The sequence below is a fragment of the Flavobacterium ustbae genome (assembly GCF_003946915.1).
GTDB classification, from domain to species: Bacteria; Bacteroidota; Bacteroidia; order Flavobacteriales; family Flavobacteriaceae; genus Flavobacterium; species Flavobacterium ustbae.
In genome coordinates, this window is record NZ_RPOC01000001.1 from 127971 (window position 1) to 153848 (window position 25878).

General features: G+C 33.1%; 26 protein-coding genes and 1 tRNA gene. 14 read left to right on the forward strand and 13 right to left on the reverse strand.

The window, feature by feature from the left end:
* Positions 1–149 precede the first annotated feature (149 nt).
* The 8 genes from EG814_RS00565 (at position 150) to EG814_RS00600 (ending at position 8002) form a co-directional block, all read left to right on the forward strand.
* Complete coding sequence (locus tag EG814_RS00565) at positions 150–494, forward strand: HopJ type III effector protein (protein ID WP_125717860.1); 345 nt, start codon at positions 150–152, stop codon at positions 492–494.
* Positions 495–650: 156 nt separating this feature from the next.
* Positions 651–2351, forward strand: coding sequence for a single-stranded-DNA-specific exonuclease RecJ (gene recJ / locus EG814_RS00570; protein ID WP_125717862.1), 1701 nt, complete (start codon positions 651–653; stop codon positions 2349–2351).
* Positions 2338–3621 carry an MFS transporter gene (locus tag EG814_RS00575; protein ID WP_125717864.1) on the forward strand — a complete coding sequence of 428 codons (1284 nt, stop codon included), beginning with the start codon at positions 2338–2340 and terminating at the stop codon, positions 3619–3621. Before recJ ends, EG814_RS00575 begins: the two co-directional genes overlap by 14 nt.
* Positions 3622–3682: 61 nt before the next feature.
* Positions 3683–4597 carry an alpha/beta hydrolase gene (locus tag EG814_RS00580; protein WP_125717866.1) on the forward strand — a complete coding sequence of 305 codons (915 nt, stop codon included), beginning with the start codon at positions 3683–3685 and terminating at the stop codon, positions 4595–4597.
* 176 nt (positions 4598–4773) lie between these two features.
* The gene (locus EG814_RS00585; RefSeq protein WP_125717868.1) at positions 4774–5130 is read left to right on the forward strand and encodes a hypothetical protein; all 357 of its coding nucleotides are present in this window, start codon (positions 4774–4776) and stop codon (positions 5128–5130) included.
* A 202-nt stretch (positions 5131–5332) separates the two neighbouring features.
* Positions 5333–6103: a carboxypeptidase-like regulatory domain-containing protein gene (locus tag EG814_RS00590; protein ID WP_262699490.1), complete on the forward strand. Its 771-nt coding sequence runs from the start codon at positions 5333–5335 to the stop codon at positions 6101–6103.
* Positions 6104–6350: 247 nt separating this feature from the next.
* Positions 6351–6707 (forward strand): hypothetical protein, encoded by a 357-nt coding sequence (locus EG814_RS00595; protein WP_125717872.1) that lies wholly within the window; start codon positions 6351–6353, stop codon positions 6705–6707.
* A gap of 83 nt (positions 6708–6790) precedes the next feature.
* Entirely contained in the window at positions 6791–8002 is a 1212-nt protein-coding gene (locus tag EG814_RS00600; protein WP_125717875.1) for a cytochrome c3 family protein, read from the forward strand.
* Here the strand turns inward: EG814_RS00600 and EG814_RS00605 are convergent, their stop codons facing one another.
* The 4 genes from EG814_RS00605 to EG814_RS00615 form a co-directional block, all read right to left on the reverse strand.
* Positions 8003–8746 carry a UDP-2,3-diacylglucosamine diphosphatase gene (locus EG814_RS00605; protein WP_125717877.1) on the reverse strand — a complete coding sequence of 248 codons (744 nt, stop codon included), beginning with the start codon at positions 8744–8746 and terminating at the stop codon, positions 8003–8005. It abuts the gene before it with no gap.
* Between the two features lie 126 nt (positions 8747–8872).
* Complete coding sequence (locus EG814_RS00610) at positions 8873–9325, reverse strand: 6-pyruvoyl trahydropterin synthase family protein (RefSeq protein ID WP_125717879.1); 453 nt, start codon at positions 9323–9325, stop codon at positions 8873–8875.
* Positions 9326–9358: 33 nt separating this feature from the next.
* Positions 9359–9535, reverse strand: coding sequence for a hypothetical protein (locus EG814_RS20915; RefSeq protein WP_164515250.1), 177 nt, complete (start codon positions 9533–9535; stop codon positions 9359–9361).
* Positions 9536–9726: 191 nt separating this feature from the next.
* Complete coding sequence (locus EG814_RS00615) at positions 9727–10491, reverse strand: enoyl-CoA hydratase/isomerase family protein (protein ID WP_125717881.1); 765 nt, start codon at positions 10489–10491, stop codon at positions 9727–9729.
* Between the two features lie 603 nt (positions 10492–11094).
* Between EG814_RS00615 and EG814_RS00625 the strand changes: the two genes are divergently transcribed.
* Together EG814_RS00625 and EG814_RS00630 are read left to right on the forward strand one after the other, a co-directional pair.
* Positions 11095–11168 (forward strand) — tRNA-Ala (locus EG814_RS00625).
* A 65-nt stretch (positions 11169–11233) separates the two neighbouring features.
* Positions 11234–11572, forward strand: a complete 339-nt coding sequence (locus EG814_RS00630; protein WP_125717883.1) for a GIY-YIG nuclease family protein — start codon at positions 11234–11236, stop codon at positions 11570–11572.
* Between the two features lie 52 nt (positions 11573–11624).
* Here the strand turns inward: EG814_RS00630 and EG814_RS00635 are convergent, their stop codons facing one another.
* Both EG814_RS00635 and EG814_RS20920 read right to left on the reverse strand, forming a co-directional pair.
* Positions 11625–12578 carry a hypothetical protein gene (locus tag EG814_RS00635; RefSeq protein ID WP_125717885.1) on the reverse strand — a complete coding sequence of 318 codons (954 nt, stop codon included), beginning with the start codon at positions 12576–12578 and terminating at the stop codon, positions 11625–11627.
* 90 nt (positions 12579–12668) lie between these two features.
* On the reverse strand, positions 12669–12845 hold the full coding sequence (locus EG814_RS20920) for a hypothetical protein (RefSeq protein ID WP_164515251.1): 177 nt from the start codon (positions 12843–12845) through the stop codon (positions 12669–12671).
* A gap of 292 nt (positions 12846–13137) precedes the next feature.
* Between EG814_RS20920 and EG814_RS00640 the strand changes: the two genes are divergently transcribed.
* Together EG814_RS00640 and EG814_RS00645 are read left to right on the forward strand one after the other, a co-directional pair.
* Positions 13138–14178, forward strand: a complete 1041-nt coding sequence (locus EG814_RS00640; RefSeq protein ID WP_125717887.1) for an oxidoreductase — start codon at positions 13138–13140, stop codon at positions 14176–14178.
* Between the two features lie 83 nt (positions 14179–14261).
* Complete coding sequence (locus EG814_RS00645; protein ID WP_125717889.1) at positions 14262–14822, forward strand: hypothetical protein; 561 nt, start codon at positions 14262–14264, stop codon at positions 14820–14822.
* A 142-nt stretch (positions 14823–14964) separates the two neighbouring features.
* On the opposite strand, the gene EG814_RS00650 is transcribed toward EG814_RS00645, so the two are convergent.
* The 5 genes from EG814_RS00650 to EG814_RS00670 all read right to left on the reverse strand — a co-directional run bounded on the left by EG814_RS00650 (position 14965) and on the right by EG814_RS00670 (position 19073).
* Entirely contained in the window at positions 14965–15294 is a 330-nt protein-coding gene (locus tag EG814_RS00650; protein ID WP_125717891.1) for a YegP family protein, read from the reverse strand.
* A gap of 45 nt (positions 15295–15339) precedes the next feature.
* On the reverse strand, positions 15340–16089 hold the full coding sequence (locus tag EG814_RS00655) for a PIN-like domain-containing protein (RefSeq protein WP_125717893.1): 750 nt from the start codon (positions 16087–16089) through the stop codon (positions 15340–15342).
* 135 nt (positions 16090–16224) lie between these two features.
* Positions 16225–17187: a lipid A deacylase LpxR family protein gene (locus EG814_RS00660; RefSeq protein ID WP_125717895.1), complete on the reverse strand. Its 963-nt coding sequence runs from the start codon at positions 17185–17187 to the stop codon at positions 16225–16227.
* On the reverse strand, positions 17171–17956 hold the full coding sequence (mtgA, locus tag EG814_RS00665) for a monofunctional biosynthetic peptidoglycan transglycosylase (protein ID WP_125717897.1): 786 nt from the start codon (positions 17954–17956) through the stop codon (positions 17171–17173). Before mtgA ends, EG814_RS00660 begins: the two co-directional genes overlap by 17 nt.
* A gap of 1 nt (position 17957) precedes the next feature.
* On the reverse strand, positions 17958–19073 hold the full coding sequence (locus EG814_RS00670) for an NAD(P)/FAD-dependent oxidoreductase (RefSeq protein WP_125717899.1): 1116 nt from the start codon (positions 19071–19073) through the stop codon (positions 17958–17960).
* A 424-nt stretch (positions 19074–19497) separates the two neighbouring features.
* On the opposite strand from EG814_RS00670, the gene EG814_RS00675 reads away from it, so the two are divergent.
* On the forward strand, positions 19498–21399 hold the full coding sequence (locus tag EG814_RS00675; protein WP_125717901.1) for a S9 family peptidase: 1902 nt from the start codon (positions 19498–19500) through the stop codon (positions 21397–21399).
* Between the two features lie 197 nt (positions 21400–21596).
* Entirely contained in the window at positions 21597–24035 is a 2439-nt protein-coding gene (locus tag EG814_RS00680; protein ID WP_125717903.1) for a hybrid sensor histidine kinase/response regulator, read from the forward strand.
* A gap of 39 nt (positions 24036–24074) precedes the next feature.
* Here EG814_RS00680 and EG814_RS00685 read toward each other — a convergent pair whose 3' ends face one another.
* Together EG814_RS00685 and EG814_RS00690 are read right to left on the reverse strand one after the other, a co-directional pair.
* Positions 24075–25430 (reverse strand): sigma-54-dependent transcriptional regulator, encoded by a 1356-nt coding sequence (locus EG814_RS00685; RefSeq protein ID WP_125717905.1) that lies wholly within the window; start codon positions 25428–25430, stop codon positions 24075–24077.
* 138 nt (positions 25431–25568) lie between these two features.
* Positions 25569–25865: a hypothetical protein gene (locus tag EG814_RS00690; RefSeq protein ID WP_125717907.1), complete on the reverse strand. Its 297-nt coding sequence runs from the start codon at positions 25863–25865 to the stop codon at positions 25569–25571.
* Between the last annotated feature and the right edge of the window lie 13 nt (positions 25866–25878).

The window sequence follows — 25878 nt, forward strand, 5'->3', positions numbered from 1 at the left end:
TAAAATTTTCATGCCACAGATTAAAAGAATTAAAAAGATTCAATCTGTGAAAATCTTTTAATTCTTTTAATCTGTGGCTACATAAAAATTAGTGGAAATTCGTGAAATTCGTGGCAAAAAACTAAATAAAAATTACCAAATATAACACCATGAGCATTCAAGCCTTTTTAGAAAAAGTAAAACAAACTCCAACACAAATCACATTTCCAGAAACGATTGCAGTAATCGAAGAAAATTACAACTTTACTCCAACTGCTTTTCAAAACGGAACACAACATAACGCAGAAGGCGAAAATTCAGGTTCTTGCAAATTATTTTCTTTCGCAAAACTGCAAAATTTAAACAAAGAAGAAACATTAGCTTGTTTTGGAGCTTTTTATTTTGAAGAAGTTTTAGGCGATCCAAACGGAACAAACCATCAAAACATTAGAAATTTCATCAACTTAGGCTGGGACGGAATTCAGTTTGAAGGAAATGCTTTGGAAGCGAAGTAAAAGCCAAACACAAAATATTCAACCACAAATTACACAAATTTCCACAAATTAAATTAGTGGAAATTTGTGTAATTTGTGGTTAAAAAATAAACACCAGATTAAACGTTTTTAGACTCCAACAATCTAAAATCTAAAATCAACAATCTAAAATTAAAAATGCGCTGGACTTTAAAACCAAAACCTTCTGAAGAAAAAATTAAACATTTGGCTCAGGCTTTGAATGTAGAAGATTTTGTCGCTTCACTTTTAATTCAGCGTGGCATTGAAACTTTTGATGAAGCCAAAAATTTCTTTCGTCCGTCTTTAGAACATCTTCATGATCCGTATCTGATGAAAGATATGGACAAAGCCGTTTCGCGAATAGAAAAAGCTATTGAAAATGAAGAAAATATTATGGTTTTTGGCGATTATGATGTCGACGGAACAACAGCAGTTTCTTTGGTTTCTTCGTACTTAAAATCGCATTATCCAAACATTGCCACTTATATTCCGGATCGTTATGACGAAGGTTACGGAATCTCTTATAAAGGAATTGACTATGCAGACGACAACGGAATTTCCTTAATTATTGCTTTAGACTGCGGAATAAAATCAATTGACCATATCGCCTACGCGAAAGCCAAAAACATAGACTTTATTGTTTGCGATCACCACCGTCCGGGAGAATTTCTTCCAGATGCCGTTGCCGTTTTAGATCCGAAAAGAGAAGACTGCTCCTACCCTTACGACGAATTGTGCGGCTGTGGCGTTGGTTTTAAATTAATTCAGGCGTTGGGCCAGAATCGAAATGAAACGATTGAAGATTTGGTTCCATATTTAGATTTAGTTGCTACTGCGATCGCGGCAGATATTGTTCCGATTACGGGAGAAAATCGCGTTCTAGCTTATTTCGGATTGAAAGTGATCAACAGCGAACCAAGACCAGGAATCAAAGCGTTAACACATCAAGTAAAAAAGAAATCTTTAGATATTACGGATGTTGTTTTTATTATTTCGCCAAGAATAAATGCTGCAGGAAGAATAAAACACGGAAATCATGCTGTTGAATTATTAACCGAATTTAATTTTGAACAAGCGCAGCAATTTGCTTCAGAAATTGAACAATACAACGCCGACAGAAAAGATTTAGATAAAAAAATCACTAAAGAAGCTTTTCAGCAAATTATAGAAAACAACGAAGAAGAGCGATTTTCTACCGTTGTTTTTCAGGAAGATTGGCACAAAGGCGTAATCGGAATTGTAGCTTCAAGATTAATCGAAACCTATTATCGTCCTACTTTGGTTTTTACTAAAAGTGGTGACAAATATGCCGCTTCTGCAAGATCTGTAAAAGGTTTTGATGTTTATAATGCATTAGATGCCTGCGCTGAACATTTGGAACAATTTGGAGGCCATATGTATGCTGCTGGAATGACTTTAAAAGCAGAAAATTACAAACCTTTTAAAGAAGCTTTCGAAAAATGTGTAGAAAGCACTATTCTGCCCGAAATGCGAACACCTGAAATTGAAATCGATGCCGAAATTAACTTCTCTGATATCACACCAAAATTAATTCGGATTCTAAAACAATTCGAACCTTTTGGACCTCAGAATATGACGCCTGTTTTTATGACCAAAGATGTAAAAGATACCGGTTATGCCAAAACTCTGGGGGCAGAAGAAGAACATTTGAGACTTTTTGCCAAACAATATAATTCGGACGGAATTGCAGCAATTGGTTTTGGACTGGGAAAAAAACTGGATATTACAAAAAATCAAAATACATTTCAGCTCGCATACTGCATTGCTGAAAATGAGTGGAATGGAACTGTTTCAACACAGCTTATGCTAAAAGACATTAGAAATGGAAGAGATTAAATCAACTAAAAGAGATCCTTATCAGGCACTTCGTTACAGAGAATTCAACGTTTTTCTATTATTGCGTTTTGCCATGGTTTTTGCCTGGTCGATGCAATTTATTGTTATTGAATGGGAAGTTTACAGTTTAACTAAAAACCCGCTTTCTTTAGGAATTATTGGTTTAATGGAAATTATTCCTGCTGTCTCCATGTCTTTATTTGCAGGACATATTGTAGATCAAAGAGAAAAGAAAAGCTTACTAGTAAAATGTATTCTAGGTTTTTCAGTAATAAGTTTTGGACTTTTCTTGTTAACGTGGCCAAAAGTAATCGGAGGTTGGTCTACGCATGTTATTTTGTACTCCATTTACGCTTTGGTATTTTTTGGCGGAATCGTTCGTTCTTTTATGGGACCAACTATTTTCTCTCTCTTATCACTAATTATTCCTAAAAAAGTATATCCAAACGCTGCAACCTGGAGTAGTTCGGTTTGGCAAATTGGAGCCGTGATGGGACCGGCTTTGGCAGGATTTTCAATTAACTGGATTGGCGTTCACTGGTCAATGTGTTTAGTTTTCGGGTTTTCCATTCTTTCTTTAATTGCTTTATCGCAAATCAGCCAGAAACCAATTATAAATCCGAAAGTGGGAGAATCTATGAAAGACAGTCTTATGGAAGGTATAACTTTCGTATTCAAAAATAAAATTGTTTTAGGAGCACTTTCTTTGGATATGATTGCTGTACTTTTTGGAGGCGCAGTAGCATTATTACCCGTTTTTGCACAAGACATTTTAAAAGTAGGTTCTGAAGGTTTTGGAATTTTAAGAGCCGCTCCTGCTGTTGGTGCTTTTATTACGATGCTGGTTTCGGCTTATGTTCCTTTGTACGAAAATGCAGGAAAGAAACTTTTAATTGCCATTTTTGTTTTCGGATTATCAATTATTCTATTTGGATTATCCACTTATTTCTGGCTTTCTGTTTTCGCTTTATTTTTAAGCGGATTGGCAGATGGAATATCAGTTGTTATCCGTCAGACTATTTTACAGCTAAAAACTCCAGATCATATGCGTGGACGCGTTGGTGCTGTAAACTCTATTTTTGTTGGATCTTCTAATGAATTAGGCGCTTTTGAAAGTGGCGCAACTGCCAAATTAATGGGAGCCGTAACATCTGTTGTTTTTGGTGGAAGTGTAACACTTTTAACCGTAGTTTTTACTGCACTGAAATCGCCAACTTTTCGAAATTTAGACCTAAAAAGAGATATGGATGAACATCAGAAATTAGAATAGATTATTTTTGAAACCATATAAGAAATATAAGTTCATTTAAAATAACTTTCAAATCAATAAATTGAGATTATTAGCAACCGTTTTATTTTTAGCACTTTCTTTTTTAGCAAAAGGGCAAAATCTTTATATTAAATCATACGGAAACCCAAAAAATAAAGCTATAATTTTCATTCATGGCGGACCAAGCGGAAATGCAACTTTATTTGAAGGAACAACAGCTCAAAAACTAGCCGATCAGGATTTTTATGTAATCGCTTATGATCGAAGAGGCGAAGGAAGATCTGCAGACCCAAATGCAAAATTTACTTTTGAAGAAGCTTTTCAGGATTTAAATTTGATTTATAGAAAATATCATTTAAAGAAGGCGATTCTTCTTAGCCACAGTTTTGGCGGTTTAGTCGCGACACTTTATACCAATAAATACCCGCAAAATGTGAGTGCTTTGGTTGTGGCTGGCGCTTTGTTTTCTCAACAGGAAACCTACGATAATATTTTAAATACGCTGAAGAAAAAATACAGTACCGATTCTGAACAGCTAAAGAAAATTAATATTGTAGAAAATCTAAATAAAAATTCTGCCGAATATAGAAAAGGATGTTACGAACTGGCAGGAGAAAATGGCTTTTTTAAGATGCCAAACCCAACTGCAGAATCTAAAAAATTATATACCGATTATGAAGCTGGAGAATTTTATAAAACCAATATTCGAAATAAAAATGCGCCGCTAGTTTTTTATAAAAATGAAAAACAAAATAACATCGACACTAGACCTTTTTTAAAGAAAATCAAATCTGCGGGAGTTCCTATTTATGGAATTTACGGAAAAAATGACGGCGTTTTTTCATCGGCGCAAATCAATTCTCTTAAGACAATAACTGGAGAGAAAAATTTTGCTTTCATAGATAATTGCTCGCATTATTTATTTGTTGACCAACAGGCAGCATTTCTATCAAACATTAATAAATGGCTGAAATAGATTTTTAAACCATATAAGTAATATAAGTTCATTTTAAAAAGTCAATCTGAAAACTTAAAAAAAAAGCTAAACAACTTACAATCAACAATTAATAAGATTTTTTAGCTTTTTTTTATGCTTTTTTTAATCAATATTAATACAAACTGTATGTACCTTTGTGGCCTAAAAAAAATGTCATGAAAGACATCGAACAAATATATCGAAACGACTTTGGAATTTCATTTTACTGGAAAGAAGGCAACGAAATTATATCAGATAAAATTCAGCTGCTTTTTAAACAAATGGGATTCTATTTTTCTATTGAGGAATTAAATGAATTTCATGATTTAATTGAAGACTGCGTAACCGATCAAAACAATTACGATACCCGTGGAGTAAAACGTGTGTTCGATAAATTTTTATTAAAAACACCTTACATTGCGCTCGATTTAGAAATATCTCCAATGGAATTAAATTCCATAAAAGACTTAGTGGATGGTTCTTTATTTCGACTTCAGCTCAATGAATATATTTATGGCGCAGGCTTAAATTAAAGACTTTTTTCTCTTAGTAAAACTTGATAAATAGTTGAAAGAGAGTTTCTTTAAAATGTTAAAGATTGAATAAAATAGTATTCAATTTTAATCTTATTTCATTTCTTTATAAGAAAATATAGATAAATGAAATACCACTACTCTATTCTTTTTATTCATTTTCGCAAAAAACACGGCTCAGGAAAAAACCATTTCCGGAGAAATTAAAGATTCCAAAACAGGTTCAAAACTTGAATATGTCAATATCGGAATCGCAGATAAAAATACTGGAACGGTTTCCAACTCTAAAGGAAATTTCAATCTGAAATTAAACCAAAAAGTCTCTTTAAATGATACAATAATTTTTTCCTGCATCGGTTTTGAAACTCAAAAGCTGGTGGTTAATCAGCTAAAATCTGAATACAATATTGTAACAATGACGCCTTCCAAAATTATTTTAAAAGAAGTTGTCGTTTCTTTTAAAAAGCCAAAACAGAAACAGTTCGGAAGAAGCTCAAAAGGATTGGGTTTAATGCATTTTAATTTCTTCTCCGTTAATGATAAAGACGCCGACGATCGTTTGAGCCGTGAAAGAGGTATGCAATTTAAGATTTCTAAAGATTGTAAATTGACTGATTTCAACATGAACATTACAACAAACGAATTTAAATCGGTTAAATTCAGGCTTAATTTTTACAATTTAGAAAACGGACTTCCCTCAAAAATTATAATTGAAAAAGACGTTATATTTGAAGTAAAAGATAATTTTATAGGATTATATTCATTTGATCTAAAACCTTTTGACATTTATCTGGATAAAGAAATGGGAAATATCGCGGTAACTATTCAATGGATTGAAAGCGTAAAAGCCGATGAAAAAAGTAATTTTTTTGCCATTTCTACAGCAATGTCAGCCACTGAAACCAGTTTTTTTAGAGATAAAAATCTAAGCAATTGGTACAAAAATGGTCAAAGTTTAACCTTATTTTTCTAAATGCAATGTGTCAGTAAATTCTTATTAACCATATAAGTTCATTTTAAAAATTTAAACTTAAAAATTGAATAGCTCCAGAAATCTGGAGTTTTTTTATGTCTTGTTTTTAAAGCACCGCTTCAAAAAAACTTTAATATGAACTTATATCTCTTATATGGTTCAAAAAATATTTTTCAAATTTTTATGAATTTTTTATTTAGAATTAATATAAATAATATTTATATTTGTTGAAATTAAAGTATTTGCGATGAGAGAAATTGAACAAATATATCATAATAACTTTGGAATTGCTTTTTACTGGAAAGATCATAACACAACAATTTCTGACAAAGTGCAATTGGTTTTTAAGGAAACAGGCTTTTATTTTACAGTAGATGAATTAAATCGTTTTTGTGATTTGATTGAAGACAGTATGATTGAAAATACCTGCTGCGAAGCTTGCGAAATGAAGTACTCATGCCATAAGTTTTTATTGAAAACACCTTGCAATTCAATAGATTTAGCCGTGAACATGACCGAATTAAAATCGATTAAAGATTTGGTTGAAGGTTCTTTATTCAAAATTGAATTGGATGAATATGTTTATGGAGTTGGCATGAATTAAGAAGCATTCTAAATATTTTAACAGCATTTTTTCATTATTGAAATATATTTTGATTCATTTCAAAAAAAAGTATATTTACAGCAATGAAAAAAACTGTATTTCTACTTACTATGACACTTCTGGCAATTCTCTTTGTCAGTTGCAACAACAAATCTGAAGAATATATTGATCCTCGCGGAACCGACTATGCAGGTTCTGAAAGCTGTGTGCAATGCCATAAAGTACAGTCTGAAATGGTTTTTAAGAGTTCGCATTTTAAAGCGACTGCCCCAGCAATTTTAGGGAATGTTTTGGGCAATTTTGACTCCAAAAACCATATTTTCATTTACGATAAAGAAACTAAACTGGTCATGGAAAAACACGGTGACAGTTTGTATCAAGTTTTGTATAAAAATGGAAAAGAAACATCAAGATATAAGTTTGAAATTGTTTTTGGAACCAAACACGCGCAGACTTCTGTTTATTGGAAAAATAACAATACGTACGAATTACCAATTTCTTTTTATCATTCTATAAACAATTGGGCAACCAGTCCGGGATTTCCTGCAGACAAACCTTATTTTGACCGAATGGTGGTAAAGGATTGTTATGCTTGTCATAGCTCGAATATCAGCTCCAGAATGATGGATCAAAGCTCTGACGAGAGAAATTTTATGTCAATGGACGTAGAAGATGTAATCAACAAAAAAACGATCGTTTACGGGATTGACTGCGAACGTTGTCATGGGCCGGCAAAAAAACATGCAGAGTTTCATTTAAAAAATCCAAATGCAAAAGTTGCCAACAGTATAACGAGTTTTAAAACCTTAAATCGCCAGCAAAAATTAGATGCTTGTTCCTTGTGCCATGCAGGAAATGATGGAATGAAATTAAAATCCCGCTTTGATTTTAAGCCCGGCGACAATTTATCAGAATACTTTCGCGAAACCAGAAGTATAAACGACACCGCAAAATTTGATGTTCATGGCAATCAATTTCGTTTAATGGCACAAAGCAAATGTTTTGTAAAAAGCGAAAAAATGGATTGTATAACGTGTCATAATCCGCATGAAAATGCCTCAAAAAATATGGCTTCCTATTCGAAAATCTGCATGAGCTGCCATCAGGGTTTAAAACACAACGAGACAACATTAAAAATAATGCCTGAAAAATTATTGGCTTCCAATTGTGTAGAATGTCACATGCCGAAGAAAGCTTCAAATGCTATCAGTTTTCAGCTTTCAAACAGCAAACAATTGTCAAATTATATTTTGAGGACGCATAAAATAGGGATTTATCCGAATGCGAAAAAATAATTATTTTTCGAATTTCTTCAATTCAAATTTTTCACCATCAAAAACTCCGTAAGTAAAATAGCCAATCCAGTCGCCTAGATTTACATATTCTGAATTTTCTCCAACAGGATGAATCATAGGCAAATGACGATGCCCAAAGATAAAATAATTATAATGTTTGGTTTCCAGTTTACGTTTGGCATAAAGAATTAGCCATTCGTTTTCTTCGCCCAAAAACTTAATATCTTCGTCGCCAGAAATCAATTTGTTTTTAACCGATAAATATTGTGCTAAACTCACGCCAACATCTGGATGAAGCCATCGGAAAAGCCATTTTGAAAACGGATTGGTAAATACCTTTTTCATTCTTTTATAGCCTTTATCACCAGGACCTTTTCCGTCGCCGTGACCAATTAAAAAGGTTTTTCCGTTAAAAGTAAATTCTTTATTATCGTGATAAACCGGAATATTGAGTTCAGTTTCAAAATAATCATTCATCCATAGATCATGGTTTCCGACAAAGAAATAGATCGGAATGCCGCTATCGCGAATTTCGGCCAGTTTCCCCAAAATTCGTACAAAACCTTTAGGAACAACGGTTTTATATTCAAACCAAAAATCAAATAAATCTCCAAGAAGAAAAATCGCTTCTGCGTCTTCTTTTACCTCATCTAACCAAGCCACAAATTTCTTTTCGCGCGGCAAACTCAATTCGGGAGTTGGCGCACCAAAATGCTGATCTGAAGCAAAATATATTTTTTTCATGGAGAAAAGTTGTGAGTTATGGGTTTTGGGTTATGAGTTTTGGATTGAGAGTTATCAGTATCATCGTTAAATTGAAATACAAAATAACGTTTAACACATAAACTCTAACTCGTAACTTTTTACTTTTTAAAGATTATCAGAAGCGTACCATTCTGCAAAAGAAGATTCCGTTTCTTGAAGTTTTAGTGAAAATAATGAAATTCCTTCCGGAAGGCGTGCTACAATTCTTTCTGCAAAATCGACCACCATATTTTCGCTAGTTGGCTGATAATCTACTAAAATAACATGATGTCCGCGATTCTTCAATTCATTTGCTAGTTCAACATGCGGGGTTGTCTGATTGAAAACGGTTGCATGATCAAACTGATCGACGATTTCTTCTTTTACAATTTTCTTTAGATCAGAAAAATCAATTACCATTCCGTACTTTACATTCGATCGGTCTGTAATTGGCGAACCAATAACGGTTACCGATAATTTATAACTGTGTCCGTGAACGTTCTTGCATTTTCCGTCGTAACCGTACAAAGCGTGGCCAGTTTCGAAGCTAAATTGTTTTGTAATTCTGATATTACTCATCGATTTTTAATTTTAAGCTTGCAAATTTACAAATTAATAACCGTTTTTGTCTCTTTTTTTAGCTCTGTTATACATCCAGTAAGCAATTCCGACTAAAACAAGGAACGGTATAAAAGTTCCGATCACCACGCCTATTTCATAACCGTTGTCTGGCGCGTTTTTTATTTTCTCTGCGACATCTACTTTTTGGAATAAAGAAATTAGTTTCATTTTTAAATATTTTATTTGATTACCAAAGTATTTAATTTGGGCAAAGATGCATAAACGTCTAAAGTAATTCTATGACATTTGTTAGTTATGAAGTATAAATAAAAGCCAATTTATTATTTTGTTTTAGCCACAGATTAAAAGGATTATATAGATTTAATCCTTTTAATCTGAGAAATCTGTGGCAAATAAAATTATTTTTTAAACTGCAATAACGCTGATTTCGTAAAATCAGATAAAACCAATTTTCCTGTAATCGCAGCACGTTCAAAAAGAAGCGATTCCCATGTTTCAGTTCCTTCCCAAATGATCTTTTTCATTTCGTACAATGCTTCAGGGTTGTATGAACTTAATCTTCCAGCAAAACTTTCAACTTCAGCATCTAGCTTTTCAGCTTTGCATAAAGCAGAAAAAAGTCCTTTTTGAAGAGCCCACTCTGCCGATTTCCATTCATGTCCGGCCAAAGTCATTTCGGTCATGGCTGTTTTGCCAATTTTACGGGAAACGGCTGGTTCAATAACAAACGGGCCAATTCCGATTGCTAATTCAGACAATTTGACATCGCTTTGTGGCGTTGCAAAAACATAATCGCAAGCCGAAATAATTCCAACGCCACCACCAACAGCTTTTCCTTGCACGCGTCCAATTATAATTTTATTGCAATTTCGCATCGCATTCAGTAAATGGGCAAAACCTGAGAAAAATTCTAAACCTTGTTCCTCATTTTCTACTTTTAGAAGTTCATCAAAAGAAGCTCCTGAGCAAAATGCCTTAGAACCTTCACTTTTCAAAATAATTACAGAAACAGCTTCGTTTCGGCTCAAATCATTAATTTCTGTCGTAAGCCGATTCAATAATTCACTCGGAAAAGAATTACTTGCAGGATGGCCAAACTGCACAATCGCAATTGTATTTTGAAAAGAAGTTTCTAAACTTCCGTTTGTGTTTTCTAAACTCATAAAAATAGGATTTAAGGTAAAGTTACGCTTTTGAAAAATAATTCTGACTACGCTATTTGAAATTTGTTTTTCGAAAATTAATTGCCTTTATTTGCTTACACTTTTGGGGGATTAGCTCATTTGGCTAGAGCGTCCCGATGAAAATCGGGAAGGTGAAGGTTCAAATATTATATTGCTCAAAAAAACATGGGGGATTAGCTCATTTGGCTAGAGCGTCCCGATGAAAAATCGGGAAGGTGAAGCTTCAAATATTATATTGCTCAAAAAAACACGGGGATTAGCTCATTTGGCTAGAGCGTCCCGATGAAAAATCGGGAAGGTGAAGGTTCAAATATTATATTGCTCAAAAAAACATGGGGATTAGCTCATTTTGCTAGAGCGTCCCGATGAAAATCGGGAAGGTGAAGGTTCAAATATTATATTGCTCAAAAAACACGGGGGATTAGCTCATTTGGCTAGAGCGTCCCGATGAAAAATCGGGAAGGTGAAGGTTCAAATATTATATTGCTCAAAAAAACACGGGGGATTAGCTCATTTGGCTAGAGCGTCCCGATGAAAATCGGGAAGGTGAAGGTTCAAATATTATATTGCTCAAAAAAACACGGGGGATTAGCTCATTTGGCTAGAGCGCTACGCTGGCAGCGTAGAGGCGATCGGTTCGAATCCGATATTCTCCACAATATTAAAATCAAACAAATACCCAAACATATACTGTGTTTGGGTATTTTTATTTTACACCATTATGTTTTTCACTTATATTCTTTATTCAACAATTCTTAACAAATATTATATTGGTTCGTGCCAAGATATTACAAAACGTTTGGAAGATCATTTAAACAGCAGAAGTAAATTTACTAAAGTGACTAAAGATTGGGAACTAAAGTATTACGAAACCTTTGAAACCAGAAGTGAAGCTATGAAAAGGGAATTACAAATAAAAAAAATGAAAAGCAGAAAATATATAGAAGGTCTTATCAAAACAAATGATTACAATATCCTGATAAATCGGGAGGGTGACCGGTTCTCCCGAAGTTTCGGGACGGTATTCTCCACTAAAAAGAAAAACCGTATTACAATTTAGTAATACGGTTTTTTTATAACTGTAAATTAAAAACCTACGTTTTAATTTTTATTTATTTAGGAACAGTAACAAATGGAAGATTCGTTAGCTCTGAGATTACAAAAGTAGATTGCGCACTTTGCAAGTCTAACATTCCGTCTGAAGTTATAGTATAAAGATTATTGATTGAAACACCATTAACATATGGCACTTCAAATTCTGTAATTTTTACTAACTCATTATTCACGTCGTAAATTTCGATTCTATATGTTCTACCATTTCCAGTACTAGTCGCCCAAAAATAACCATCGTTAACTTTGGTCGCTGCACTTAAATAATCACTTACAACTTGCTCGCTCGTAAAAACAACAGGAGTAGGTGTTGGATTCCATTGGTGATTCCATGCTGGGTCTGCTCCTAACACATACGAAATTTGACCACAAAATAATTTTGCATTATATCCTTTATTTTTTAAATCATCTGCAAACTGAAATAACGAAATCAATCTTCCGTTTATTGGCTCCAATTCAAATTCTATAGCATCATTGTCTCCAGCGACAACTTCTCTAGTAATGGTTTGTTTTGATTTATAAACAACTGAAGGTGTTTTATTTAAAAGTCTTTGAGATATTGAATTTAACGATTCGTTTTCATTTTCAATAACTGGCACAGTATTAGACCAATCTGATGCTGCGACATTTGTTGTAGTCAAAACCGAAAAATTTGAAGTTCCAGTTTTTAAATTTCGCATTACAAAATCGCTCTCTGCTCCTATTGTACCATTCTCTACTAAAGTAAAAATGTTATCGTAAGAAACTCCTGCATTAACAGCAGTAACTACAACACTTTCTATCTCAACTGGCAATGTGTTTCTCAAAACATCCTTACCTGTCAATTTTACATTAGGATTTACGAAGCCAATTTTCATATTTGCTTCTTTAGCTTCTCCAGTTTCTAACGGAGAATCATCGCTTGAACAACCTACAAGACTTAAAAATAGGACTAACCCTAAAATTGTTTTTTTCATATTTTTCCTTTTTAATTGCTTGGTAAATATATAATTAAAAACAATATCGTGATTACGTCTTTCCTCAATTATTATTTCAGTTGTATTCGCTTATTTTTCATTCGCTGCATCGTCAGCATCAACATCTGTTTTGTCTGATTTTTTAAAATCATTATTCAGTTTATTTTCCAATTTCTTTTTTTCTCGCAGATTTTTTCTAACTGTTAGCACAACTAGAACAACCGCTAAAATTGCTACGATACCTATTATATTCCAATTAATATCCATGATGTTATTTTTAATTTTAAAAGTAGCTTATTAAACTATTTATGCTATTATCAAAACGTTAAGAGTATTCTTAATCTATAGTTTTTAATCCAAAACAGACTTAATACTTTATAAATCAGAGTTTTATTATAAAATATTTTCTTAAATTTAATATTTTATTGAATGCGAATTTGAAAAATATTGAAAAGAAACAGAGTCAAATGATAAACAAATAACTGCTTTTTTTATAAAAATTATAATTTGACTCTGTCGTAAACTGAAGAATATTTAAAAACTATAACTTAAAATCATTATGAAAACAAAATATCAAATCATTCTACTGATTTCGTTTTTTTTGTTAGTCTCTTGTAATAAAAAATACGAAGTTAAAGACGATAACGCCACTGCACCTGAAAATGTTACTACAGACACATTAGCGATTAAAGAAAAATCTCCAAAAAAAGAGGGCATAAATTTATTTGCACTCACTACAAGAAAAAACAAAGATATTGCCTTTGTTTCGCTTTCTGCCCTTTATCCTGCTGTGGAAAACGATACTCTTTTTTTACCGCCAATAGAAAAAATGGATAAAAAAACTGCTTCCTATTTTATTTTCGACAATAAATATCGAACGCGATTTTTATCTAAAACCGAAATTTCCGAGACGGATTCTTTGTTTATTTACGATTATGCCAAAGACAAACTGACTTCTTTTCTAATTAAAAACTTGAAAACCGCCGCTATGCTAAATAGCCGTACTTCGACTGAAAACTGGCCATACAAACATCGAGATTATATGATTGGTTTCGAAATCGATACTAAAAATTTAAAAGGTTTTAGCCCAGATTATAAAAACTCGTTAGTGTATGTTGGTAAAGAAAATCCGTTTGTTGAGAAACAAATGATGCCTATTGTTTGGAAAAAAATCACTGCGAAAGAGTATCCAGATGAAAAATTAAAAAAAGAATATAAAAAAATAATAACTAACGCACTTACAGGGAGTTCTTATTTTTTCGAAACTAAAACCTATCAGTATTTTTTACAAGAGTATGCAAACAGCAATAAAATAATTTATGCCAGACGTCTTATCGTAACCGATGTCAAAAACCAAGAAACCGAAGCCAACGAAATTATCATAGACAAACTTTTCTACCAGAAAGAAGACATTTCTCTTTCTCCTCTAAATTATTCTGAAGGCTCTAAAACGGTAAACCAGTGGACAGGTAAACTTTTTAAAAATAAACCTGCCGTTATTTTTGGTTTCGAAAATGCTTCTTTTGGCTGTTTGGGAATTTCGATTATAGATAAATCAAATGAAGAAATTTACTTGAAGTGCGATAATCGCCAAAAATAAATTTTATTAGAAAAATAAGACGCCTAAAGTTTCGTTTTTAAAAGATAATCCCAATAAAACTATTATTCAACAAACATACAATTATGTCTGAATTAAGCTCCTTATATTGTAAAGTCAAAATTTCAAAATCTCAATTAGAAAAATTTTTAAGCGATCCCGTTGAAACTCCAGAACTAAATAAAAACTGGATCGAATGGTGGGACAACCTTAAAATGTATTCAAAAATGGATTTGACTTCAGAATTGCTTCGTCCCTATAATAACGAAAACAATCGGGAAGTCATTAATGAATTGCTCAAGCATGATCAAGCAATGGCTTTTTCAGATTATGACGAAGCGACCGAAGAATGGCATTGGGGAATGTTATTTTTTAGCGAAAACTTTGTGGAAATGTTACCGATGTTTTCCTTCATAATCAGTCTGGAAAAGTATGTAACTGAAAGTGCAGAAAATAGGGCAATTGTATTTCCTTTCTTTTGGGGAGATGAAGATGTTAGTGCTTACCTCTATTTTGAAAATGGTAAAGCGATATTAAGTTCAACAATACAAAATACTTCAGATGTAAATCCGAAAATGATGCAACAAACAACTGATTATCTTAGCAAAAAATGGGATCAATTCTCCAAAGAAATGGATTTAGATTAATCTGAAAAATCAATTTATAAAAGAAATCAATTACCTCTAGATTTAGTTAGAGGTTATAAATGTTCGTATAAAAACGGCTCTCCATTAAAAAAAGAGGGATTCTCAAAATTTGTGAATCCCTCTTTTCTTATAGGCTTATTGATTATTGTTGCTCATCAATTATTGAGTCTGGAGCATTTTTTTTTACTGATTCAATTCCGTTTTCTCTCGCTGCAACACTTTCATACATCTCACTTGATCCAATAATTTGACCATTTCCAGCTTTCAAATTAAAATATGGTTTTCCTGTTGAGGATTCTCTTCTATCAAATCGAGAGTCATCTTGCGAATTATTTTTAACAGATTCGACTCCATTTAAGCATGCTGGTTTCGTAGTATATCCTTCGCTTATTAGGATTGTTTGGCCATTTCCTGCTTTAAGACTAAATTGGAATTCACCGTTAGCTCTTTTTGTTATAACAAATCTCCCCATTATATATAATATAGTATTATTTTTAGATTTTGACTTAGACGATAATTATTCTATTTGAACTTTGTATTTCCAAAACTCATCATAATGTTTTAAGTCTTCAATTACTTTATCTTCTTCCTTAATTAATGCCTCTGTAATTTCAATACCTGCTTTTTCTAAAGCCACAGATATTCGTTCTGTCAAATCTACAACATTATATCCAGTTTGTTTATGAAAATCCTTTTGCAGAAAAGTAAGATTATTTGTGTACGTATTATCTCGTCCTACCAGAATAATATCTTCATGAATATTAGCTATAATTATTTCCCAATTAATCTCATCACCAATAGAAAATTTATTTGATGTTGGAGGATTTCCAATATTTTTTCTTTTAATAGCTTTATTTATTATTTCATCAGTAGTATAAAGCATTCTATTTTGTTTTAAAGATTCATTTACAAACTCTTTAAAATAGTTTGCTATTGGATCTTTTGATGAATCCTTTAAAATTTCAGCTATACTTAAACCTACTTTCTTTTGCTGTGTTACATACTGTTTCTGAATTTCAACCAGTTTTTGAAATTCTTCTAAATTTTGAAGATAAGAGCTAGAAAAATTTTCAAGCTTTGATTCTATTTGAAATCTTTGCTGAACACTTTTAATTACGCCTTCCCTACTTCTTTCAAATTCCTGTATTATTTGATCTGTTACTATAAAGTGATCAATATTTTCAATAAGTGTGCTAAAAATATGAATTGATGTACCGTTAGAGCGATAAAAATCAAGAAATATATTTGTATCTATCAGTATTTTCATTTACAATTTTGTTTCATTAAAACTTACAAATATAAGTTTTTTCTTTCATAAAAATTAATAACAACAAAATGTGCACGAGGTACAGAAGACATAAAAGCATCTTCTATTTAATTTAAATACTCACTTCCAAAAAGATTACCTCAACAAAAACCCCATTCGAATAGACCCATAAAAATATCCAGAATTCGTATCAATACCTGGATCTTTCAATTCTCTTCCGCGATAGAGGAAAGAATACGAAATATTGAAATTATTGCATCGGTATTTTAAACCTGCTTCGGCATTAAAACGAAGCGGTTCTAAGTCGAAAGTAACCGGACTTGTATCGTTAAACATGCTTCCTTCAATAGTGGCATCATAAAACTGATAATTGACACTTGGTGCAGCGTAGAAATAAAACTCTCGAATATTCGGCTGTGCTTCTGCACTTATCGACGCGTCATGAATGTTAGAATCATAAATTGGAATTAGTTTCTTAAATCCGAATCGAGCCATAAATCCTGTAGAAACTCCTGAGAAAATAGTTCCCAAATTGGCTTCGGACTGCCAATGAAAATCAACAAAATCATTATGTTCTGTTCGAAACATTTTTTTAGAATACATCGCATGAGCCTGTAATCCTAAAGCATTATGAATTTGGTTTTCCCAGCCATATACTTTTTTATAGCCTATAATCTTATGAAATCCTTCCTGTAATTCTTCACCAAAAGCATTTGGACCAAGAAAGCCAATTTGAAAGTCGGTTTTTAAAACAGATTCGCTTTCATAAAAAAAACTTTTTCCGACTTCGGCAAAAAGATACCCGACAAAAGGTCGGTCGTTTATCGTAACCGCTTCTTTATTTATAAACCTCGGATTATAAAGATATTGCCCAATTCTAAATTCGGTAATTTCTTTATTTATTTTCGGGTTATCGTTTTTAGATAGAAATCGATAAAAAAGTTCAAGACCATTCGTATAATACATATCGTATTTAGACGATGTATATAAATCGTTATCAGTTATAAATCCTATTTCTTTTGTTTTTCCTTGCCCAAAAGTTAACGTTACAGCCAATACTACAAAAGCAAAAAGCGTTTTTTTACTTTTCTTTACCATTGTAATTGACTTTTTTTCCAACGTAACGCATTTCGCGAACAATTCTTTCTTTACGTCTATTAATATAACTTGAAGATCCAGTAGCTTTAAATTTTCTAGGATTCGGAAGAATTGCGGCAATTCCAGCAGCTTGCATCGGAGTCAAACTTGAGGCGTCTCTACGGTACCAATGTTCTGTTGCTGCGTAGGCACCATAAACGCCATCTCCCATTTCGATACTATTCAAATAAACTTCCATAATGCGCTCTTTGCCCCAAATAATTTCGATTAAAACGGTAAAATACGCTTCTAAGCCTTTACGGAAATAACTTTTTCCCTGCCATAAAAATACATTTTTGGCCGTTTGTTGCGAAATCGTGCTTCCACCGCGAATTCTACGACCGCGTTCGTTGCTTTTGTATGCTTTTTGAAGTGCTTTAAAATCGAAACCATTGTGAGTTAAAAAAGTTCCGTCTTCGCTGGCAATTACCGCTTTTTGCAAATTCATGGAGATTTTTTCAATCGGTTCCCAATCGTGGTCAAAATAAACTTCTTTACCTGCCATTTTATTTTCGATGGCACGAATGAGCATTAAGGGCGTAAACGGCACAGGCACATATTTGAAAAAAACCACCGAACCAATAGATAGTCCAAAAAACCATAAAGCCGCTTTGATAAAAAACCATTTTACCTTTTCTCCAAAACTTCGATTGGTTTTTTTCTTTGCAGCCGGTTTGGGCTTATTTGTCGTTGTTGCTTTTTTTGGTGCTGGTTTCTTGGGTGCTGCCATGCTATTCTATTAAATCTGCTAATTCTGTTCCTATTAAACTGCCTATCGCCACTCCCATACCGCCTAAACGTACTCCGCAAAATACATTTTCAGAAAGTTGGGTCACGACAGGATTCTTACTATTTCCGATTCCCATAATACCGCTCCATCGGTGCGCAATCTGGAAATCCTGATTCGGTAAAATTACATTTTTCAGTAATTCTTCCAATTTATTTTGAATAATTTTCGTCTCTCCAAATTCGGTTGTTGTTTCGCCTTCAAAATCAAGGTTTCGGCCTCCGCCTAATAAAATTCGGTCATTAATATTTCTAAAATAATAATAACCTCGATCTAAATGAAACGTTCCTTTGATGTCTAAGTTGCGAATTGGCTCTGTAATAAGCACTTGCGCTCTGGCAGGTTTTACAGCACCTTTTGTCAATTCGCCTGCAAAACCATTCGTTGCAAAAAGCAGTTTTTTAGTTTTAAAGCTAAAATCGTTTACCACAACCTCGACATGATTTCCGGCATCGGCATAAGATTTTACCATTTGCTGGTTTAATAATAAAATATTTGCCGAAACTGCTTGTTTTAACAATTCCTGCATCATATTTCCAGTATCGATCTGACCTTCAAACGGATTAAAAATTAAATATTCATGGCTATTTCCAAAACCAAATCGGTCCACTTCTTTCGAAAAAACATCAGTCTTAAAAAGCGGTTTTAATACCTCGTTAATAAACGGAATTTTAGAAACACATTCGCTAAATCCAGATTCGTCTGCTTCCAAAAACAATTCATATCCGCCGAAAGGCTTAAAATCTATCGCCTCATCTCCTAATCTTTTTCGAAGCAATTGCAAACCTTTCCAACGTTTTTCGATCAGATTTACAACATCATCTTCTGAATGTGTTTTTAAATCATCCATAATTTCAGACAGGCTTCCGAAACAGGCAAAACCAGCATTTTTGGTACTGGCGCCTTGTGGTAATATTCCTCTTTCCAGAACCAAAATTTTAGCTACAGGAAATCTTTCGCGTAAGCGTAATGCAGTATGAAGCCCAACAATTCCACTTCCGACAATTGTGTAATCGATATTTGCGAACCAGTTTTTTAGTTCCCAGTAGCTTAGTTCCATTTTTCAGAGTTTTTATAAAAATAATGATTTTTTTTTCGCCACGAATTCACGAATTATTTTTTGACAATCTTTGAGAATAAAAATTTGCATTTTTTCGACGAATTCAACTTTTTTTTGATAATCTTTTAGAATAGAAATTCGTGTTTTTCGCCACGAATTCACCAATTATTTTTTGACAATCTTTGAGAATAAAAATTTTGTATTTTTTCGACGAATTCCACTTTTTTTTGATAATCTTTTAGAATAGAAATTCGTGTTTTTCGCCACGAATTCACCAATTATTTTTTGACAATCTTTGAGAATAAAAATTCGTGAATTCGTGGCTAATAAAATTTGAAACTTTAACAATATTTGAGATTAAGGATTTAACTAAATGGGATTAAAATGTTGTATTTTAGGCACCACAAAAAATAGAATTTTTATTATGAAAAAAGTAGTAGTAACAACTTTAATAATGATGAGTTTAAACGCTATCGGACAGAATGTAATGTCGCCAGAATTGTTATGGAAATTAGGACGAGTAACTCCACTTGGACTTTCGAAAGATGAAAAAAATATTGTTTACAAGGTTTCAACGCCTTCTGTAGCCGATAACAAATCGACTTCTAAACTTTATATTATTCCGGCAAACGGAGGAAATGCCACTGAAATTAAAGACACAAAAGATGTTTTAAAAGACAAGAATATTTCGCCAGACGGAAAATTTGTAGTTTATAACGAAGAAGTAAAAATCGAAAGTGTTTTAGGTAAAGATTTTTACCCAGAGCTTAGTAAATCTGACGCTCAAATTTACAACGGATTAGATTATCGCCATTGGGATACTTGGAACGAAGGAAAATTTAATCACGTTTTTTATAAAGAAAACAAAGACGGAGCAAAAGGAATTGATATTTTGAAAGGTGAAACTTTCGATTCTCCGCAAAAACCTTTTGGCGGTGACGAAGATTATATCTGGTCGCCAGACAGCAAAAGCATTTTCTACGTTTGCAAGAAAAAAGCGGGAACTGCTTACGCGATTTCTACAAACACAGATATTTATGAGTATAATTTCGAAACTCAAAAAACTACTAATAAAACGGAAGGTAATTTAGGTTACGATACAGCACCGCAATTTTCTCCAACAGGAAATCTTTCGTGGTTGCAAATGAAACGCGACGGTTACGAGTCTGACAAAAACGATATTATTGTTGAGTTTAAAGGAATCAAACAAAACTTAACGGCAAACTGGGACGGAACTGTAGATAATTTTATCTGGAGTAAAGACGGGAAAACAGTATTTTTTGTAGCGCCTGTTGACGGAACAAAACAGCTTTTCTCTGTTAATTTTCCAGGTTTGACTAGAATTGCGATTAATGTTCGCCAATTGACAAACGGAGATTTTGACGTTAATGATTTGGTTGGGTTTTCTGGAGATGATATTATCGTGACAAGAACTGACATGAATCACGCTGGTGAGATTTTTTCTTTCAACTTGAAGAAAAATACTTGGAAACAAATCTCGAATGTAAATACCGATACGTATAAAACTTTAGCGTTAAGCAAAACAGAAAAACGTTACGTTACAACAACTGACGGTAAAAAAATGTTGGTTTGGGTAATCTTGCCTCCAAATTTTGATGCTTCTAAAAAATATCCAACTTTATTATTCTGCCAAGGAGGACCACAAAGTCCGTTGACACAATCGTATTCTTTCCGTTGGAATTTTTCTTTAATGGCAGCTAAAGGTTATGTAGTAGTTGCGCCAAACCGTCGCGGTATGCCAGGACACGGAGTTGAATGGAACGAACAAATTAGTAAAGACTGGGGCGGACAAGTTATGGACGATTACCTTTCTGCTATTGATGATGTGGCTAAAGAATCGTATGTTGACAAAAGCCGTTTAGGTTGTGTTGGTGCAAGTTATGGAGGATATTCTGTATTTTATTTAGCTGGAATTCACAAAAACCGTTTCAAAACTTTTATTGCTCACGATGGAGTTTTCAATACGGTTTCGATGTTAGGAACAACAGAAGAAGTTTTCTTTAACAACTGGGATTTTGGCGGACCATATTGGGAAAAAGATAATGCGGTTGCGCAAAAAGCGTATACAACTTTCAATCCTGCAACTTTGGTTCAGAACTGGAATAAACCAATTTTGATTTTCCAAGGAGGGAAAGATTTCCGTGTGCCAATCGGTCAAGGACAAGAAGCTTTTCAAGCAGCTCAGTTAAGAGGAATAAAAAGTAGATTTGTTTATTTCCCAGACGAAAATCACTGGGTTTTAAAACCTCAAAATGCACAAGTTTGGCAAGGTGAATTCTTTAAATGGTTAGATGAAACTTTATAAATCATAAAAATATATTTAAACAGCCGTAGATTTACATAATCTACGGCTGTTTTTGTTTTCGAACCTTACAATTATGTAACATATTGACTATATTAACTTTTCTAAAAACAGATTTTTTTAGATAAATTGCACTGTTTTAATAATCCCATCTCGAAGTCTCGGGGTCGGAACAATTTTCCCAAATCTTTCAGCAAAATATGGAGACTAAAAAGAGTTACACCGCAATCAAAGTTTTGTTTAGCTATGTTGCATTATTAGCTTTGGTGGTTACGGTTGGATGGTTTCTTTACTCTGAAAATGTCGTTTACAACAACCTAGAAGATAAGATTGCATTAGAAAAAACAAAAATCCTAAGAGTCAGCAGATTGTATTCTAATGTGTATAAAACAGAAAGTTTAGCCAGACAAACTATTCAAAGCAATTCGGAGCAAGATTTTAAAAAATACCTGAGAGAAACAGACTCCCTACTTAAACGCATCGACACATTAAAACAAATTGTTACTACAGAATATCAAAAAACACTTTTGGATAGCGTAACTTATTTTTTGTCTGAAAAGACAGAAAATATTAAGCAATTAAAAGAAATCAAAAATAAAGCAGACGACGAAACTTCTGTAAATAATGCTATTGACGAAATTACGAAAATGGAGTTTAACCTAAGAAAACTCGAACTTCAGGATTTCACCAAAAATCCCAATCAGCTTGGGAGTTATCAGCGCAGTGTTTTACAGCGATATGTTGATTATTTAAATTCGAATATTCCAGACGACAGCACTAATACTTTAAGTAAAAAAGCGTCTGATTCTATCTTAGCCAATTCTAAAAAGCTTTTGAGTTCTGTAAAAATAAAAGCCGAAAAAAAGAAAGAATCTTTGAATTTTGAAGAAAACAAACTGCTTCAGAATGAAATAGCCATTTCGGATCAGCTAAGAAAAATACTTCGAATTATTGAGCGAGAAATTATTATCAATTCGATTAAAAGCAACTCATTAAAAGAAAAATCATTAAAAAGAGTCAACGAAATTGTAACCGCTTCTGCCGTTATCGGCTTATTGCTGACCGTCTTTTTTTCGATTTTGATTGTGAGCGATTATTCAAAATCTCAATTGTATAAGAAGCAACTCGAAATTGCCAATTTCAAAACAAAGAATCTGCTCAAAAGTCGAGAACAATTAATTTCAACCGTTAGTCACGATTTAAAAACGCCTTTGAGTACAATTGTGGGTTATTCTGAACTTTTAGGAAACTCAGATGTCAACACCAAGCAGTCTTATTTCATTAAAAACATTAAAAATTCGTCTGAATATATTTCGCAGCTTGTTCAGGATTTATTGGATTTTTCTCAGATTGAGGCCGGAAAAATTTCGATAGAAAAAGTTCCATTTCCATTACCTGAAATTATTGAAGATGTTGCTCGCAATATCCAAACGGTTTATAAGGAGAAAGATATTGATCTTATTATCAATGTAGACGAGCAATTTCAAAAACGTATTGTTGGCGATCCGTTTCGTTTAAAACAAATTCTGACGAATATTATCGGAAATGCTTATAAATTTACCGAACAAGGCCATATTCGAATTGCCGCTTACGCGAATGAAGACCAGTTTTTTACCATTTCGATTCAAGATACCGGAATTGGCATTGAAAAAGCAAATCAGAAATTGGTTTTTGAAGAATTTGCTCAAGCGAATGAAAATATTGAAAAAAAATATGGCGGAACTGGATTAGGCTTATCTATCTGCCAGAAGATTATTTCTATTTTGGGTGGTAATCTAACTTTAGAAAGCATATTTGGAAAAGGAAGCACGTTTATTATTCGATTGCCTTTAATATTTGACAATAGCCAAAATATCCCTGTAACCGAAACCAAACCTAAGATTGCCAAAAACAATAAAAAACAGACTTTTATTGTTGTAGACGACGACATTAATCTTTTGAATTTGACCAGTGGCGTTCTAAAACAAGAACAGCATCAGGTGTTTTCGTTTACTAATCCTACAAAAGCTTTAGAAACCATTAAAACCACGCAGTTTGATTTTGTTATTACCGATATTCAAATGCCAGAAATAGACGGATTTTCATTTTTAGAAAAACTTCGAGAACTTCCTGAAACCATTTTCAAAAATCAGCCCGTAATAGCATTAACCGGACGAACAGATCTTGAACTTTCTGTTTATAAAAATGCTGGATTTACAACTGTTGTAAAAAAGCCTTATTCGCCAAAAATCTTACTAGAAACCATTCAGCATATTTTAGATCATGAAGAAGTTCCTATAACTGAGTATATTGAGAATGCCAATGAAAATACTTCTCAAATATATTCTCTCGAAACCTTAAAAGATTTTCTCGGCCAAGATGAAGCGGCTTTAAAAGAGGTTCTAAAATCTTTTATAGAAACAAGTATAGAAAATCTAGGCTTTTTGAAAGTGGCTGTTCAAGAGAAAAATCACGATGAAATAAAATCTATTGCACATCGTATTGCACCAATGTTCAAACAAATTCAAGCAAATGAAATTGGCGAACTTTTAAAAGATTTAGAAAAAGAAGATTTAAATACGATTGATATAGAAACTACTTATATCGATTTAAAAGAAAAGATAAAAGTTCTTTTTGAAGCATTAAAACAAGAGGTTTAATAGAAACAAAAAAAGCAGTCTAAATTTAGACTGCTTTTTTTATTCGATATTATATTGTTTCAATTTATTGTAAAGGGTTTTTCTGGTAATTTTTAGCAGTTTTGCTGCTTCAGATTTATTATTCTGCGTTTTGGATAACGCATTTATAATGGTTTCTTTTTCGTTTTCAGATAAAGAGAAAACTTCGTTTGCTGCAGATTGTTGTTTTTGAACTTGAAAAAATTCTGCTGGAAGCACATCACTTTCAATAAAATCACCTCTAGTTAAAAGAGTGGCACGTTTGACACAGTTTTGCAATTCTCTTAAATTCCCTGGCCAATTGTAATTTTGAAAAATAGAGACTACTTCTGGAGAAAATCCAACAACATCTTTATGCAATTGCTGATTGGCTTTTTCGAGGAAATAATCGGCAAAAACCATTAAATCTTCACCACGATCTTTTAAAGATGGCGACTGAATCGAAAACTCGTTGATTCTATGGTATAAATCCTCTCTAAAATCACCGTTTTTTACCGCCTCGCGCAAATCTTCATTTGTAGCTGTAATAATGCGTATATCGACGTTTATTTCTTTATTGCTTCCTACAGGTTTGATTTTTCTTTCTTGAAGCGCTCTTAACAACTGAATTTGGTTTTCGTAAGAAAGATTTCCAATTTCATCCAAAAATAAAGTTCCGCCATTTGCCGCTTCAAAATATCCCTTTTTATCATTGATGGCTCCCGTGAAAGATCCTTTTAAATGACCGAAAAATTCGCTTGCCGCCAATTCTTTTGGGATCGCTCCGCAATCTACCGCAATAAAATTACTGTCTTTTCTTCTGCTTTGCTGATGAATGCTTTTTGCAATAATTTCTTTTCCTGTTCCGCTTTCGCCAATAATTAAAACCGACATATCAGTTGGACTAACCAGCTGAATGTGATCTAAAAGTTTTTTGGATGCGGCTGAAATCCCTTTAACATATTCATTGCTTCCTGATGATGATTGCTTTTTTACTGCTTTCTTTTCTTTTACAGGAGCTTCTTCTTCTACTACTTTTGGCATTTGCAAAGCATTGGTAATAACAAGAAGAACTTCATCTGGGTTAAATGGTTTCGAAATATAATCTGCAGCACCATTTTTAATGGCTTTTACAGCAGTATTTACATCAGAGTAACCCGTCATTAGAATAATCGGAATATGAGGGTGTGAATTTTTAAATTCAGACATAAGTCCGATACCATCAGAATCAGGTAGGCGAAGATCTGTCAAAATCAAATCGAAAGATTCTTTTTTAACGGCTTCACGTGCTTCTGTGGCAGAGAAAGCAACTTTTACATCATACGCTTTTTTAATTAGAAATTTTTCTAATAATTTACAAAACGCAATATCATCTTCTATCACTAATATCTTCGGCATTTGCTTCTAGGGACTTTTTTGCTAAAATAATATTATTAAACTTGTTATTTCATAAAATTATGTAAAATATGTAAAAAAAAAGAGATTGCTCAAAGCAATCTCTTTTTCACCAAAAACATAAATCTAAATTCACCTAATTTATATCTTCAACCAGTTACCATTGACATCTGAATAGACAGTAGCCTTTTGGTCTCCAACTGATATTTCGAGTTTATACTCTTTTTTTTCGTTTACAAATGCTTTTTCCAGTTTTGCTCCTGGATAAGCAGTCTGCAGAGCCGTTTTCACAGCTGCAGGAACAGCATCTACGGTAACTTCTGTATATTCTGACTGAACAATTACAGTAGCTTTAGCATCTTTTGAAACAGACAATCCATTGGCATGAATTGACATTGTTCCTAAAACTACTATTGCTGATAAGATTAGCTTTTTCATGATGCTGATTTTA

Bases quoted from the DNA above. Each gene is read 5' to 3' on its own strand.
- EG814_RS00640 (WP_125717887.1), top strand. From the start codon at position 13,138: ATGAAAACAAAATATCAAATCATTCTACTGATTTCGTTTTTTTTGTTA.
- recJ (WP_125717862.1), top strand. From the start codon at position 651: ATGCGCTGGACTTTAAAACCAAAACCTTCTGAAGAAAAAATTAAACAT.
- EG814_RS00610 (WP_125717879.1), bottom strand. From the start codon at position 9,325: ATGAGTAATATCAGAATTACAAAACAATTTAGCTTCGAAACTGGCCAC.
- EG814_RS00585 (WP_125717868.1), top strand. From the start codon at position 4,774: ATGAAAGACATCGAACAAATATATCGAAACGACTTTGGAATTTCATTT.
- EG814_RS00615 (WP_125717881.1), bottom strand. From the start codon at position 10,491: ATGAGTTTAGAAAACACAAACGGAAGTTTAGAAACTTCTTTTCAAAAT.
- mtgA (WP_125717897.1), bottom strand. From the start codon at position 17,956: ATGGCAGCACCCAAGAAACCAGCACCAAAAAAAGCAACAACGACAAAT.
- EG814_RS20915 (WP_164515250.1), bottom strand. From the start codon at position 9,535: ATGAAACTAATTTCTTTATTCCAAAAAGTAGATGTCGCAGAGAAAATA.
- EG814_RS00685 (WP_125717905.1), bottom strand. From the start codon at position 25,430: ATGCCGAAGATATTAGTGATAGAAGATGATATTGCGTTTTGTAAATTA.
- EG814_RS00595 (WP_125717872.1), top strand. From the start codon at position 6,351: ATGAGAGAAATTGAACAAATATATCATAATAACTTTGGAATTGCTTTT.
- EG814_RS00565 (WP_125717860.1), top strand. From the start codon at position 150: ATGAGCATTCAAGCCTTTTTAGAAAAAGTAAAACAAACTCCAACACAA.
- EG814_RS00670 (WP_125717899.1), bottom strand. From the start codon at position 19,073: ATGGAACTAAGCTACTGGGAACTAAAAAACTGGTTCGCAAATATCGAT.
- EG814_RS00650 (WP_125717891.1), bottom strand. From the start codon at position 15,294: ATGGGGAGATTTGTTATAACAAAAAGAGCTAACGGTGAATTCCAATTT.
- EG814_RS00575 (WP_125717864.1), top strand. From the start codon at position 2,338: ATGGAAGAGATTAAATCAACTAAAAGAGATCCTTATCAGGCACTTCGT.
- EG814_RS00675 (WP_125717901.1), top strand. From the start codon at position 19,498: ATGAAAAAAGTAGTAGTAACAACTTTAATAATGATGAGTTTAAACGCT.
- EG814_RS00660 (WP_125717895.1), bottom strand. From the start codon at position 17,187: ATGGTAAAGAAAAGTAAAAAAACGCTTTTTGCTTTTGTAGTATTGGCT.
- EG814_RS00655 (WP_125717893.1), bottom strand. From the start codon at position 16,089: ATGAAAATACTGATAGATACAAATATATTTCTTGATTTTTATCGCTCT.
- EG814_RS00680 (WP_125717903.1), top strand. From the start codon at position 21,597: ATGGAGACTAAAAAGAGTTACACCGCAATCAAAGTTTTGTTTAGCTAT.
- EG814_RS00630 (WP_125717883.1), top strand. From the start codon at position 11,234: ATGTTTTTCACTTATATTCTTTATTCAACAATTCTTAACAAATATTAT.
- EG814_RS00600 (WP_125717875.1), top strand. From the start codon at position 6,791: ATGAAAAAAACTGTATTTCTACTTACTATGACACTTCTGGCAATTCTC.
- EG814_RS00635 (WP_125717885.1), bottom strand. From the start codon at position 12,578: ATGAAAAAAACAATTTTAGGGTTAGTCCTATTTTTAAGTCTTGTAGGT.
- EG814_RS00645 (WP_125717889.1), top strand. From the start codon at position 14,262: ATGTCTGAATTAAGCTCCTTATATTGTAAAGTCAAAATTTCAAAATCT.
- EG814_RS20920 (WP_164515251.1), bottom strand. From the start codon at position 12,845: ATGGATATTAATTGGAATATAATAGGTATCGTAGCAATTTTAGCGGTT.
- EG814_RS00605 (WP_125717877.1), bottom strand. From the start codon at position 8,746: ATGAAAAAAATATATTTTGCTTCAGATCAGCATTTTGGTGCGCCAACT.
- EG814_RS00690 (WP_125717907.1), bottom strand. From the start codon at position 25,865: ATGAAAAAGCTAATCTTATCAGCAATAGTAGTTTTAGGAACAATGTCA.